Source organism: Rhodococcus sp. MEB041 (genome assembly GCF_030208955.1).
In the GTDB taxonomy this organism is placed as follows: domain Bacteria; phylum Actinomycetota; class Actinomycetes; order Mycobacteriales; family Mycobacteriaceae; genus Rhodococcoides.
In genome coordinates, this window is record NZ_JARVSZ010000002.1 from 577,848 (window position 1) to 590,505 (window position 12,658).

At 69.0% G+C, this 12,658-nt stretch carries 12 protein-coding genes; 2 read left to right on the forward strand and 10 right to left on the reverse strand.

The features are described from left to right. Positions 1-3: 3 nt before the first annotated feature. From QRN16_RS06705 to uraD, 10 genes are all read right to left on the reverse strand, one after another. On the reverse strand, positions 4-1,365 hold the full coding sequence (locus QRN16_RS06705; RefSeq protein ID WP_285185178.1) for an ammonium transporter: 1,362 nt from the start codon (positions 1,363-1,365) through the stop codon (positions 4-6). A 222-nt stretch (positions 1,366-1,587) separates the two neighbouring features. After that, positions 1,588-2,988: a signal recognition particle-docking protein FtsY gene (ftsY, locus tag QRN16_RS06710; RefSeq protein WP_222649215.1), complete on the reverse strand. Its 1,401-nt coding sequence runs from the start codon at positions 2,986-2,988 to the stop codon at positions 1,588-1,590. A gap of 4 nt (positions 2,989-2,992) precedes the next feature. Then, positions 2,993-6,616: a chromosome segregation protein SMC gene (gene smc, locus QRN16_RS06715; protein ID WP_285185182.1), complete on the reverse strand. Its 3,624-nt coding sequence runs from the start codon at positions 6,614-6,616 to the stop codon at positions 2,993-2,995. A 29-nt stretch (positions 6,617-6,645) separates the two neighbouring features. After that, positions 6,646-6,930, reverse strand: coding sequence for an acylphosphatase (locus tag QRN16_RS06720; RefSeq protein WP_027505005.1), 285 nt, complete (start codon positions 6,928-6,930; stop codon positions 6,646-6,648). Further along, positions 6,927-7,337 carry an OsmC family protein gene (locus QRN16_RS06725; RefSeq protein ID WP_027505004.1) on the reverse strand — a complete coding sequence of 137 codons (411 nt, stop codon included), beginning with the start codon at positions 7,335-7,337 and terminating at the stop codon, positions 6,927-6,929. The genes QRN16_RS06720 and QRN16_RS06725 overlap by 4 nt, the downstream gene beginning before the upstream one ends. A 13-nt stretch (positions 7,338-7,350) precedes the next feature. Then, positions 7,351-8,115: an IclR family transcriptional regulator gene (locus QRN16_RS06730; RefSeq protein WP_027505003.1), complete on the reverse strand. Its 765-nt coding sequence runs from the start codon at positions 8,113-8,115 to the stop codon at positions 7,351-7,353. Positions 8,116-8,151: 36 nt separating this feature from the next. After that, entirely contained in the window at positions 8,152-9,525 is a 1,374-nt protein-coding gene (locus tag QRN16_RS06735) for a nucleobase:cation symporter-2 family protein (RefSeq protein ID WP_285185186.1), read from the reverse strand. 9 nt (positions 9,526-9,534) lie between these two features. Beyond that, positions 9,535-10,428 carry a factor-independent urate hydroxylase gene (gene pucL, locus QRN16_RS06740; RefSeq protein ID WP_204867885.1) on the reverse strand — a complete coding sequence of 298 codons (894 nt, stop codon included), beginning with the start codon at positions 10,426-10,428 and terminating at the stop codon, positions 9,535-9,537. A gap of 2 nt (positions 10,429-10,430) precedes the next feature. Beyond that, positions 10,431-10,769, reverse strand: a complete 339-nt coding sequence (gene uraH / locus QRN16_RS06745; protein ID WP_027505001.1) for a hydroxyisourate hydrolase — start codon at positions 10,767-10,769, stop codon at positions 10,431-10,433. After that, positions 10,766-11,275 carry a 2-oxo-4-hydroxy-4-carboxy-5-ureidoimidazoline decarboxylase gene (uraD, locus tag QRN16_RS06750; RefSeq protein ID WP_222649219.1) on the reverse strand — a complete coding sequence of 170 codons (510 nt, stop codon included), beginning with the start codon at positions 11,273-11,275 and terminating at the stop codon, positions 10,766-10,768. The genes uraH and uraD overlap by 4 nt, the downstream gene beginning before the upstream one ends. 157 nt (positions 11,276-11,432) lie before the next feature. Between uraD and QRN16_RS06755 the strand changes: the two genes are divergently transcribed. After that, positions 11,433-11,840, forward strand: a complete 408-nt coding sequence (locus tag QRN16_RS06755; RefSeq protein WP_285185194.1) for an allophanate hydrolase-related protein — start codon at positions 11,433-11,435, stop codon at positions 11,838-11,840. Beyond that, positions 11,837-12,649, forward strand: a complete 813-nt coding sequence (locus QRN16_RS06760; RefSeq protein WP_285185197.1) for a hydroxypyruvate isomerase family protein — start codon at positions 11,837-11,839, stop codon at positions 12,647-12,649. The genes QRN16_RS06755 and QRN16_RS06760 overlap by 4 nt, the downstream gene beginning before the upstream one ends. Positions 12,650-12,658 lie beyond the last annotated feature (9 nt).

A 12,658-nucleotide genomic window follows, 5' to 3' on the forward strand; every position in this document is an offset into this window, starting at 1 on the left:
GTCTCACGCCTCCTTGCTGGGAACACGTCCCAGTGTTGACCCACCGAGTGCCGCAAAGTCGTAGGCGGTCTCGGCATGTTCCGATTCGTCGGCTCCCATGGATTCACCATCGTCGTCGATCCGGAGGCCCACGGTGTACTTGACGATGAGCGCGACGATGGTCGTACCCACCAGAGAGTAGAGCAGCACCGCACCGGCACCGACTGCCTGACGCCACAGCTGGTCGAATCCGCCGCCGTAGAACAGCCCCTCGACACCGGCCGGCGCCTCGGAGGTGGCGACCAGTCCGACGAGCAGCGTGCCCACCAGACCGCCGACGAGGTGGACGCCGACGACGTCGAGCGAGTCGTCGAAACCGAACTTGAACTTCAGGCCGACGGCCAGTGCGCAGAGCACACCGGCGACGACGCCGATGACGAGTGCACCGAGGATGTTGACCGAGGAACAGGCCGGGGTGATCGCCACGAGTCCGGCGACGATGCCCGACGCACCACCGAGACTCGTCGCGTGCCCGTCACGGATGCGCTCCGTGAGGAGCCAGGCCAGCATGGCTGCGGCCGTGGCCGCGATGGTGGTGACGAAGGTGGCACCGGCGATGCCGTTGGAGCCGACGGCGGAACCGGCGTTGAAGCCGAACCAACCGAACCAGAGGAGGCCGGCACCCAGCATGACGAACGGCAGGTTGTGGGGGCGGAACGGAGTGCCCGGCCATCCCTTGCGCTTGCCCAGGATGACGGCGAGCACCAGACCCGCGGCACCCGCGTTGATGTGGACGGCGGTACCGCCGGCGAAGTCGACCGCCGCGAGCTTGTTGGCGATCCAGCCACCGGTCGTGGTGGTGACCTCGTCGAAGGAGAAGACCCAGTGCGCGACCGGGAAGTAGACGAGGGTCGCCCACAGTCCGGCGAACAGCAGCCACGGTCCGAAGCGCATGCGGTCGGCGACAGCGCCGGAGATGAGCGCGACCGTCAGGATCGCGAACATGGCCTGGAAGGAGACGAACACGGTCGCGGGGATGGTGCCGACGAGCGGGATCGCGGCATCGGTGAGCACACCGGCCTCGTCCTCGGACGCGAGGTACGTTCCGCCGATCAGGCCCTTGAGCCCGAAGTACTGGAACGGGTCACCGATCAGGTTGCCCTTGTCCTCGCCGAACGTGAGCGAGTAGCCGTACAGCACCCAGAGAACGCCGACGACGCCCATCGCGCTGATGCTCATCATGATCATGTTCAGCACGCTCTTCGCGCGGACCATGCCGCCGTAGAAGAACGCAAGACCCGGAACCATGAGCAACACGAATGCCGCGCTTGTCAGCATCCATGCGGTGTCACCGGTGTCGGGCGCACCGATAGTGGGAAAATCCACCTTGAGCCTCCTCCTTCTTCCTCGCCCCAGCCGATGGCGGCTGACGACCTGAGGAGAAGGGTGCTCACTCGACGTTTCGGCGACGACACTGCGGTGTTTCGTCGGTGTGAACGCACAGCCGAATCATGTTGCGACCGTGTTGCGTCTCGGTCTTTTCACCCGATTCGGCCGCCGAGGACTCGACGAGAGTCGAATTCTCGGCGGCCCGAGCGGAGCTCGCGGTCAGCCGAGAAGAGCGTCGACGAACGCGCCGGGCTCGAACGGAGCGAGGTCGTCGGCGCCCTCACCGAGGCCCACGAGCTTCACCGGGACACCGAGTTCACGCTGCACCTGGAACACGATGCCGCCCTTGGCGGTGCCGTCCAGCTTGGTCAGCACGACGCCGGTGATGTCGACGACCTGAGCGAAGACCCGGGCCTGCGCGAGACCGTTCTGACCGATGGTCGCGTCGAGCACGAGCAGGACGTCGTCGACGGGCGCCTTCTTCTCGATGACGCGCTTGACCTTGCCCAGCTCGTCCATCAGTCCGGTCTTGGTGTGCAGTCGGCCCGCCGTGTCGATGAGCACGGCGTCGACTCCGTCGGCGATGCCGCGCGTCACGGCGTCGAACGCGACGGCGGCCGGATCGGCGCCCTCCTTGCCGCGCACCACCTCGGCGCCCACGCGCTCGGCCCACGTCTGCAGCTGGTCGGCCGCCGCGGCGCGGAAGGTGTCGGCCGCGCCCAGCACGACCCGACGACCGTCCGCCACCAGGACGCGGGCGAGCTTGCCGGTCGTCGTGGTCTTGCCGGTGCCGTTGACGCCGACGACGAGCAGGACCGACGGCCGGTCACCGTGCGGCAGCGCACGGATCGAGCGGTCGAACGACGGGGTGAGCTGCTCGATCAGCACCTCGCGCAGCAGGGCGCGGGCCTCGGGCTCCGTCCGCACGTTGCGCACGGCCATCTGTTCACGCAGCGTCGCGACGATCTCGGCGGTCGCCGCACTCCCCAGGTCGGCGACGAGGAGGGTGTCCTCGACCTCCTCCCACGAGTCCTCGTCGAGGTCGCCGCCACCGAGCAGTCCGAGCAACGACCGGCCCACGGCGTTCTGCGATCGAGACAGTCGACCACGCAGTTTGGTGAGGCGGCCCGACGTGGGCTCGATCTCGTCGAGCACCGGAGCGGAGCTCGCCGGTTCTGTCGGCGTCTCCTCCTCCACGGGAGGGACGACCAGGGGCGGGGTCTCGACAGGCGGTGCCTCCGTGGCCGGAGCGGGCTCGTCGAGCACCGGGTCGGGCAGCGAGATGTCGGTGATGCCCCGCTTGGGCGCGTCGCGAGGAACCGAAGCGTCGTCACCGACCCGCGGCTGATCGTCGGTGTCGGTGCGCTCGAGGGTGGGTTCGGGGATCGGCTTCCGGGGCGCCGGCGCGGGCGGAGCCGCCGTGCCCTGCGAGAAGTCGAATCCGGTCCCGGCCTTGTAGCCACCCGATCGGTCGACCTCGCGGACCTGCTCGGTGGTGTCCGGACGGGCCAGGGAGATGCGGCGACGACGCTGCAACACCAACCCGACGACGAGAACGACGACGAGCAGTGCGAGGACGGCCGCCACGACGATCCACAGTTCGGTAGTCACGTCGACCATCCTGTCAGGACGGTGGCTCGGGAGTCGCCACCTCCCCCGCAGGCTCGAGGACGGCACGCTTGGGCAACCGCTGCGAGATCACCGTCGTGATGCCGTCGCCGCGCATGCTCACGCCGTACAGCGCGTCGGCCACCTCCATGGTGGGTTTCTGGTGCGTGATGACGATGAGCTGCGACTTCTCCCGCAGCTGCTCGAACAGGCCGATGAGGCGACGGAGGTTCGTGTCGTCCAGCGCCGCCTCGACCTCGTCCATGACGTAGAACGGGGACGGCCGGGCCCGGAAGATGGCGACGAGCATCGCGACCGCGGTGAGCGACTTCTCGCCGCCGGACAGCAGCGACAACCTCTTGACCTTCTTGCCCGGCGGACGGGCCTCGACCTCGATGCCGGTGGTGAGCATGTCCGAGGGGTCGGTCAGTACCAGTCGGCCCTCACCGCCCGGGAAGAGCTTGGCGAAGACGCCGACGAACTCGCGCTCGACGTCGGCGTAGGCCTCGGTGAACACCTGCAGGATGCGGGCGTCGACGTCCGCGACCACGCCCAACAGATCCTTGCGCGCCGACTTCACGTCCTCGAGCTGGGTGGACAGGAAGTTGTAGCGCTCCTCCAGGGCGGCGAACTCCTCGAGAGCCAGCGGGTTGACCTTGCCCAGCGTCGCGAGGTCCTTCTCCGCACGCTTGACCCGGCGCTCCTGCTCCGCGCGGTCGAACGGCATCGGGGCCGGGGCCACCACCTGCTCGCCGCGTTCCTTCGCCTGCTCGTACTCCGCCATCTCGAGGTCGGTCGGCGGCAGCGTGACGTCGGGTCCGTACTCGGCGATCAGGTCGTCGGGCGCGATGGAGAACTGCTCCACCACGTTCTGTTCGAGCTGCTCGATGCGGAGCACCGCCTGCGCCTTGGCCACCTCGTCGCGGTGCACCGCGTCGGTCAACTGCGTGGCGCGCGCGGCGAGGGCGCGAACCTGTTCCCGCGTCCGGTCCAGCTCGGCCGCTCGGCCGGAACGACGGCGAGCCAGTTCGTCGCGGCGCACGGCAGCGTCCGCCACGACGCGCTCCAGCCGTCCGGCGACACGAGTCCCGGCCTCGGCGACCGCGGCGGCCACCGCAGCGGACTGCACGCGGCGTGCCCGTGCCCGCTCGGCCCGCGCACGGCCTTCTCGTTCCATCCGTGCCTGCCGACGGAGCTGGTCGGCCTTGCCGCGGACCGAGTCGGCGCGCTCCTCGGCGGTGCGTAGGGACAATCTGGCGTCGACCTCGACGGACCGCACCTCGGTGACCGCTGCGGCAGCGTCCTCGCGGGCCCGCGCCCACTCCTCCGCCTCACCGTCCCCGTCGGCGTCGCCGCCCTGGTCGTCCTCGGCCCGGCGCACGCGCTCCTCCAGTTCGGCGAGCGCGGTCACCGCCTCGTCCCGCTGATGCTCGGCCCGTTCGCGCTGGGACTGCAGCCGGGTCGACTCGGCATGCGCGACACGGGCGACCTGGCCCAGTCGGCCGAGTTGCTCGTACACCGCGGACATCGCGGCGTCGGACTCCGTGAGCGCGGCCAACGCCTGATCGGCGGCCTCCCGGCGGTCCGCCTGTTCGGCGAGCGCCCCGGACAGCGCCGCGGCGAGTTCCTCGGTCCGACGCTCCGTCGCCGCCAGTTCGGTCACCGACTCGTCGATGGCCGCCTGCACCTCGAGCGTGCTGGGTCGGCGGTCCGACCCACCGGTGATCCACCCGCGCCCCACCAGGTCGCCGCCGCGTGTCACGACGCGCACGTCGGCGCTGTCCTCGACCAGGGCGGTGGCCTCCTCCAGCGTGTCGACGACGCTGGTGCCCGCCAACAACGAGGCGAGCGCGCCGCGCGCCGACTCGGACGCCTCGATCACCGACAGGATCGAGGTGCCGGAGCCGATCCTCCGCTCCTCGGACGCCGCGCCCGTGGGGTAGACGATCGCCGCGCGGCCGGCGTCCTCGCTCTTGAGCGCCGACACCGCCTCGCGGGCGTTCTCGACCGACGAGACCACCACGGCGTCGGCCGCGGCTCCCAGCGCCACGGCCACCGCCACCTCGTAGCCCGGCCGCACGGAGAGGTGATCGCCCAACCTGCCGACGACGCCGTGCTGTTGCTTCTCCCCCAGCCACGCACCGCCGTCGCCGCGTTCCAGGTTCATCGTGAGAGCGTCGATCCGGGCGCGCAGCGATGCCACTCGCTGGCTCGACTCCCGTTCTCCCGTCTGCAGTTCCGCGACGCGGGCGTCAGCGATGGCCAGTGCCTCGACAGCATTCTCGTGCTGCGAGTCCAGTCCCGCCTCACCGGCGTCGAGTTCGCCGACCTTCTCCTGGACGATGTCGAACTCGGCCTGTGCGGCGTCGCCGCGGTGCCTCGCGTCCTCGATCGCGGTCGCGAGACGGGCCACCTCCGTGTCGTACGACTCGGCCCGAGCGCGCAGCCCGTCCACCTGACCGGAGAGCCGCGCGAGGCCCTCCCTGCGGTCGGCGACGGCGCGCACGGCAGCGGCGTGGGCGCGCTCCGCGTCCGCCGCGGCCGCTTCCCGTTCCGCGAGCTGCTCCCTCGCGGCATCGAGGGTGGCGCGCGCGAACTCCACCGCCTCGGTCAGCTGCAGCTCCTCCTCGGCGACCCGGTCCGCACGCTGCTCGAGCTCGTCCGGGTCGGGACCGCGGCGGTCCTCCGGCTCGTCACCGAGGTGACGTGCCCGCTCGGTCGCGATGCGTACGGTGGCGCCGACACGCTCGGCGAGAGCGGACAGCTGGAACCACGTCTGCGCCGCCGCCTCCGCGCTCGGGGTGAGTCGCGCGAGGTCCTGCTCGCCCTCGGCCAGCACCGCCTCGCCCTCGGCCAACGCGTCCTGGACAGCGGCGTACTCCTCGCGAGCCTTCGTCTCGTCGTGCGACTGTTCCGCCAGTTCGGTCCGGCGTGTCACCAGATCGTCGGCGGCGATGCGCAGGCGCGCGTCGCGGAGGTCCGCCTGCACGGTCTGCGCGCGCCGGGCCACCTCGGCCTGTCGGCCCAGGGGCTTGAGCTGCCGACGCAGTTCTGTGGTGAGGTCCGTCAGACGCGCGAGGTTGGCCTGCATGGAGTCGAGCTTGCGGACGGCCTTCTCTTTGCGCTTGCGGTGCTTGAGGACGCCGGCGGCCTCCTCGATGAAGGCGCGACGGTCCTCCGGCCGCGACTCGAGAATGGCGGCGAGCCGACCCTGACCGACGATGACGTGCATCTCACGGCCGATACCCGAGTCGCTGAGCAGTTCCTGGACGTCCATCAGTCGGCACGAGCTGCCGTTGATCTCGTACTCGCCGGCACCGTCGCGGAACATGCGGCGGGTGATCGAGACCTCGGAGTAGTCGATCGGCAGCGCGCCGTCGCTGTTGTCGATGGTCAGCGTCACCTCGGCCCGGCCCAGCGGGGCGCGGCCGGACGTGCCGGCGAAGATGACGTCCTCCATCTTGCCGCCGCGCAGCGCCTTCGCGCCCTGCTCCCCCATGACCCAGGTCAGCGCGTCGACGACATTCGACTTGCCCGATCCGTTGGGCCCCACCACGCAGGTGATGCCGGGCTCGAAACGCAGAGTCGTCGCCGAGGCGAAGGACTTGAAGCCCTTCAGCGTCAGACTCTTGAGGTGCATGGCGGTTCAGACTACCCAGCCCTGCTCTCTCAGCGTTCGACGAACCCGTCGAGTCCGCCGCGCGCGGATTCCCAGTTGTCCACCACGGTGGTCACCGAGCCCGGGGTGTCACCCGATCGCAGAGCGGCGAGCAGCGCCTCGAGATCAGCTCGATCTCCCTCGGCGACCACGTGCACCCGGCCGTCGGACGTGTTGGTCGCTGATCCGACGAGCCCGAGTTCCAACGCGCGCGACCGCGTCCACCAGCGGAAACCGACGCCCTGGACACTGCCGTGGACCCACGCGCTCAGCCGTTCGAGGTCGACTGCCGTCACTCCTCGACCTCGATACGGAGGTCCACCTCGGTGCCCGCCTTCAACGTGCGCCCCACCGTGCACACCTTGTCGACTGCCTTGGTGACGACGGTGAGCAACCGTTCCCTGGCCTCCGGATCGAGGGCGCTGAGGTCGACCGTCAGCACCTCCTCGAGCCGCGGGTAGCGCTCCTCGTCACGATCGGCGACGCCCGACACCCGGACGGTCGCGTCGTAGTCGTCACCGAGTCGGCGGGCGAGGGGACGGTCGGAGCTCATGCCCGTGCACGCCGCGAGAGCGATCTTGAGCAGCTCACCGGGAGTGAAGACACCCTCGACGTCCTCGGACCCGATGAGCACTTCGGCACCGCGCGAACTCTTGCCGGTGTAACGACGTGTCCCGGTGCGATCGACCCACAGTTCAGCCATGGATCGAGTCTAGTCAGCGGCGACCGAGACCGTCCGCGGCCAGGTCCTTCGCCAGTCGTTCGGCGGCCGAGACGAGCAGTGGCACATAGTCGTTCGCGGTGTCGGGGGTGACGCGGGCGGACGGGCCCGCGATCGAGATCGCGGTGAGTGTCGGGGCGCCGATCACCGGAACCGCGAAGCACCGCACCCCCACCTCCTGCTCCCCCTCGTCCACTGAATACCCGCGCTCGCGGATCACGGCGAGATCTGCGAGGAGCGCCGCGGGTGTGGTGTGGGTGTTCACCGTCTTCGGCGCCATCCCCGTCCGGGCGAGCAGTGCGAGCACCTCCTCGTCGGGCAACTGCGCGAGCAACGCCTTCCCCACCCCGGTGCTGTGCGGGAACACGCGCTGACCCACCTCGTTGAACATGCGCATCGCATGCTCGGACGGCACCTGCGCGACGTACACGGCCATGTCGTCCTCGAGGAACGCCATGTTGGACGTCTCGTGCGTGATCGACACGAGCTCCGCCAGATAGGGACGAGCCCACGAGCCGATGAGCTTGGCGGATCGCTCACCGAGGGCGATGAGCCGTGTCCCCAGGGCGTACCGGCGCGACGGGAGTCGGCGTGCGTATCCCAGCGCCACCAGGGTCTTGAGCAGACGGTGGATGGTCGGCATCGGCAGCTCGGCCGCCTCGGCCAGCTCGCTGACACCGACCGACCCGCCCGCACCGGCCATGATCTCGAGAAGGTCGAACGCGCGCTCGACCGACTGCACGCCGCCACTGGACTCCATGCCGCCGAGCCTATTCCACCAGGCGGAAGAAACGGCTCATTCCCTTCGCTCGACCACGATGGGTGGTGCCGCTGCGACCACCGACGGCGACGACCGTCGACCGGCAGTGATCTCGTTGAAGAAGATGTTGAGGATCACCGCGACGATGCTCGCCGCGCTGATTCCCGAGTCGAACACCACGTGCACCCACTCCGGGAACGCCGACCAGAATCCGGGCACGGCGATGGGAAGCACGCCGAATCCGATGGCCACGGCCACGATCACGAGATTCAGGTTGCCGTCGAAGTCGACCTTCGACAGGGTGCGAATGCCGCTCGCCGCCACCGAACCGAACAACACGATGCCGGCGCCGCCCAGCACGGGCAGTGGTACCGCGGCGACGAGACGTCCGAGGACGGGAAACAACCCCAGCACCAGCAGTACCGATCCACCGGCGGCGACCACGAACCTGCTCTTGATGCCCGTCACCGCCACGAGGCCGACGTTCTGTGCGAAGGCACTCGCGGGGAACGTTCCGAAGATCGGGGCAACGGTGGTGGCGAGCATGTCGGCCCGGAGACCGTCCCCGACGCGGCGGGAATCGACGTCGGTGCCGACGATCTCGCCCACCGCGAGGATGTCGGCCGTCGTCTCGGTCATGATCACCAGGATGACCACGACCATCGAGATGATCGCCCCGATCTGGAAGACGGGCGTCCCGAAGGCGAACGGCTCCGGGAGACTGAAGATCGCGCCCGTGCCCACGTCACCGAAGTCGGCCTCGCCGACGAGCGACGCGACAATTGTGCCGACGACGATGCCGATCAGGATGGACAGGCGCGACAATGTGCCCTGCGCGAACCGGCTGACGACGAGGACGACGAGGAGACTGACACCGGCCAACCCGATGTTCGAGGTCGACCCCCAGTCCGGCGCGGACTCCGTCCCACCCATGGCCCACCGACAGGCCACGGGCAGCAACGAGATTCCGATGACCGTGATGATGGTGCCGGTGACCACCGGTGGGAAGAAGCGGACGATCCTGCTGAAGAACGGTGTGACGAGGATGCCGATGGCACCGGCGGCGATGATGGCGCCGAACACCGCGTTCAGCCCACCGGGCCCACTCGCGACGGCCACCATCGTGGACACGGAGGCGAACGAGATGCCCTGCACCAGAGGTAGCTTGGCGCCCACGAACGGCAACCCGAGTGTCTGCAAAAGAGTCGCCGCGCCGCTGACGAACAGGGCCGCCGACACCAGGATCGCGATGTCGGTACCGGACAGACCGGCGGCGCCGCCGACGATGAGCGGAGGCGCGATGACCCCGCCGTACATCGTCAGGATGTGTTGCAGGCCGTAGACGTAGGTCTTGCCGAGACTCAGCCGCTCGTCCTCCGGGCGGGCGGGATCGTGCGCTGCGCGTGTCATCGCCGTCTCCTAGCAGAATCCGGGAACGGTGTCCCACGCCCGGCCGGCGTCGGGGGCGTCGTCACGTTCGACGGTGGCCTCGATGAGCCCGTAGGGCCGGTCCGCGGCGTAGAACACCTCGCCGGGGTTGTCGAGCCCGAACGGTTCCAGGTCGACGAGGAAGTGGTGTTTGTTGGGCATCGAGAACCTGATCTCGCCGATCTCGGGATGCGCCTCCAGAACTTTCGTCCCCATCTGGAACAGGCTCTGCTGCAACCCCAGTGAATGCACCGTCGCGAAGGTCTCGAGCATGATGGAGCGGACGTCGGTGAACGTCTTGTCGAAATCGAGCTCGGTGGTGAGGTACCGCCACCGTGCACTCACCGAGGTGGCGAGGATGCGATCCGTCGTCTCCTGCAGAGTGGTGTATCTGTCGGTGGGGAAGCCCCAGAACTCCGAGCCCGTCGACTTGAGCACCACAAGATCGCTGAGGCCCGAGACGATCCAGGTGTCGTCGCCGTCCACGGTCACGATGGTGGTGCGCTTCTCGTCGCCGGCACGGACGAAGGAGTGATCGTGCCCTTCCGGTCCCGTCGGGATGCGGTCCCACGAGTACTGCTCTATCTCCCAGCGGCCGCCGGTGATCCAGTCGAAATCGGTGGTGAAGTGCCGCCCGAGACGCAGTGCGAACTCCTCGATGGCACCGATCCCGTGGCGTGCGAACGCGTACACGGTGTTCTTCTGTGTGTCGGTCGCGACGACATGACCGTTGTCGCCGTCGGTGTGCGCCGCGGACAGATCTCCTCGCAACTGCGACGTGACCGAGATGTCGGTGATGCGGTGGCGCGGGGTCTCCCTGTCGATGCGCACGAGGCGGCATTCGGCCTTGCCGTACTGGTTGGCTCCGAGAACGATCGTGCTCATGTCTAGCTCCCTCGATAGGTCGTGTACGCGAACGGGCTGAGAAGGATCGGTACGTGGTAGTGCTCGTCGGCGGAACGGATGTCGACGGCGATGTCGATCCGTGGATAGAAGGTCGGACGGCCCCCGCGCGTGAAGTAGGACGCGGTGTCGAAGGTCAGCCGGTAGACGCCCGGTTCGAGGCGGGCGGGACCGAGATCGGTGATGCGCCCCTGCGCGTCCGTCACGCGCGAGGCCAGCGTCACGCCGTCGCGTTCACGCACCAGTACCACCGACACGCCCTGTGCGGGAACACCATCGGCTGCATCGAGTACGTGCGTCGTGACGTGAGCGGGCTCGGTCACAGGACACCCGGTCCCAGGAGCCGCACAGCGGCGATCTGACGCAGAGCGTCCTCGATCTCGCGGAGTTCGGTCGACTCGTCGTGACCCAGCCGCCGATCGAGCTCGGCGAGCACGTCGGCAGCACTCCGGCCGGCCGCTCTGACGAGGAACACCCGACCGAATCGCGATTCGTACTCCTCGTTGCCGGCGGCGAGCCGAGCGCCGACCCGCGCATCGGAGCTGTCCACGCCGGACTGCTCCGAGCGTGCGAACGCGGCGCCGGCGCCGTCACCGACGGGCCGGTCCCCGATGCGCGGATGGTGCCGGAGCGCACCGTCGATCTCGGCGGGCGTGAACGGGGCGGCCACCGACATCACCGCGGTGTGCAGCGATCTCTCGTCCGCGAAGGGCGTCAGCGCGAGCAGCGCCCGGCCCCACCGGGGGATGTCGAGGCAGTGTCGGAGGTGCTCTTCTCCGCCGTCATTCGCGGGGGTCTTGGATTCCGTATCGCGAAACAGCAATTCCATAGAACGAAGAGTGACAGCGGTCACACGCGCTGTCAACCCTCGATCCGCAGCGCCTCGCACGGCGCGGTCCAGGAGTTGACATCCCCACTGTGACCCGTGACACTCGACGTATCCGCGGAATAATTATTCCACAATACGGATTCTGGAGGTCCATTCGATGGCTCGACTCTTCTGCAACGGCGACGCTATGCGTGGTGGCGTTCTGCACCACAACGTCGCCGCCCACACCTTCCTCGGCACCGTGCGCACCACACCCGACTACCGCTTCTACTCGGTACGGGACGAGTTCCCGGCCCTGGTGCTCGCCCCGAACGTCGGCGCCGCCATCGAGGGTGAGCTGTACGACGTCCCGATGAACGACATCCGCGCTCGGTTCCTGCCCGACGAGCCACCCGAGCTCGAACTGACGGTCGTGCAGCTCGAGAACGGTGATTCCGTTCTCGCCGTGGGTCTTCGGCCCGGCATACTGCTCGACGACCACACGGGCCTGACGGACATCACCGCCGCCGGCAGCTGGCGGCGGTATCGCGGGCTCACCGCCCCGTCGTCCGGCGACGTCTCGTGAGCGGCGGCGAGACGTGGACGTACGCGGTCAACTGCTCGATCCTGTTGACCGAGGTGCCCCTCCTCGAACGCCCTCGGCTCGCTCGGGATCTCGGCTTCGACGCCGTCGAGTTCTGGTGGCCCTTCGCCTCTCCCGTGCCCGCCGACCGCGAGGTGGACGCCTTCGTCACCGCGGTCGAGGATGCCGGGGTCCGACTGACCGGGCTGAACTTCGCCGCGGGCGACATGCCGGCCGGTGATCGGGGAATCCTGTCAGACCCGGCACAGATCGCGGCGTTCCGCGACAACATCGACGTCACGGTCGGAATCGGTGAGCGACTCGGTACCCGAGCGTTCAACGCGCTCTACGGCAATCGGCTCGAGGGGGTCGATCCCGTCGAACAGGACCGCGTCGGCACCGACAACCTGGTGGCCGCCGGCACCGCCGTCGCCCGACTCGGTGGAGTCGTCCTGATCGAGCCGGTGAGCGGAGCTCCCGCCTACCCGCTGACGACGGCCGCGGACGCGGTCGCCGTGATCGACCGGGTCGCCGCCCGCGGCGTCGACTCGCTCCGACTGCTCGCCGACCTGTACCACCTCGACGTCAACGGTGACGACGTCGCCGCGGTCATCGACACCCGGGCCGCCCTGATCGGACACGTCCAAATTGCTGACGCGCCCGGTCGCGGTGCACCCGGCAGCGGCGCCCTCGATCTGGACGCGCACCTCGCGCGCCTCGCCGAGAACGGCTACCGCGGTGTCATCGGACTCGAATACAAGGCCGCTCGGGACACCGCCTTCGACTGGCTCACCCACTCGCACTCCACGTAAGGATCCGCC

Excerpts from the sequence above, each read along its gene's own strand:
- ftsY (WP_222649215.1), bottom strand. The coding sequence starts at position 2,988 with ATGGTCGACGTGACTACCGAACTGTGGATCGTCGTGGCGGCCGTCCTC.
- smc (WP_285185182.1), bottom strand. The coding sequence starts at position 6,616 with ATGCACCTCAAGAGTCTGACGCTGAAGGGCTTCAAGTCCTTCGCCTCG.
- QRN16_RS06725 (WP_027505004.1), bottom strand. The coding sequence starts at position 7,337 with ATGGCTGAACTGTGGGTCGATCGCACCGGGACACGTCGTTACACCGGC.
- QRN16_RS06730 (WP_027505003.1), bottom strand. The coding sequence starts at position 8,115 with ATGGAGTCCAGTGGCGGCGTGCAGTCGGTCGAGCGCGCGTTCGACCTT.
- QRN16_RS06735 (WP_285185186.1), bottom strand. The coding sequence starts at position 9,525 with ATGACACGCGCAGCGCACGATCCCGCCCGCCCGGAGGACGAGCGGCTG.
- pucL (WP_204867885.1), bottom strand. The coding sequence starts at position 10,428 with ATGAGCACGATCGTTCTCGGAGCCAACCAGTACGGCAAGGCCGAATGC.
- uraD (WP_222649219.1), bottom strand. The coding sequence starts at position 11,275 with ATGGAATTGCTGTTTCGCGATACGGAATCCAAGACCCCCGCGAATGAC.
- QRN16_RS06755 (WP_285185194.1), top strand. The coding sequence starts at position 11,433 with ATGGCTCGACTCTTCTGCAACGGCGACGCTATGCGTGGTGGCGTTCTG.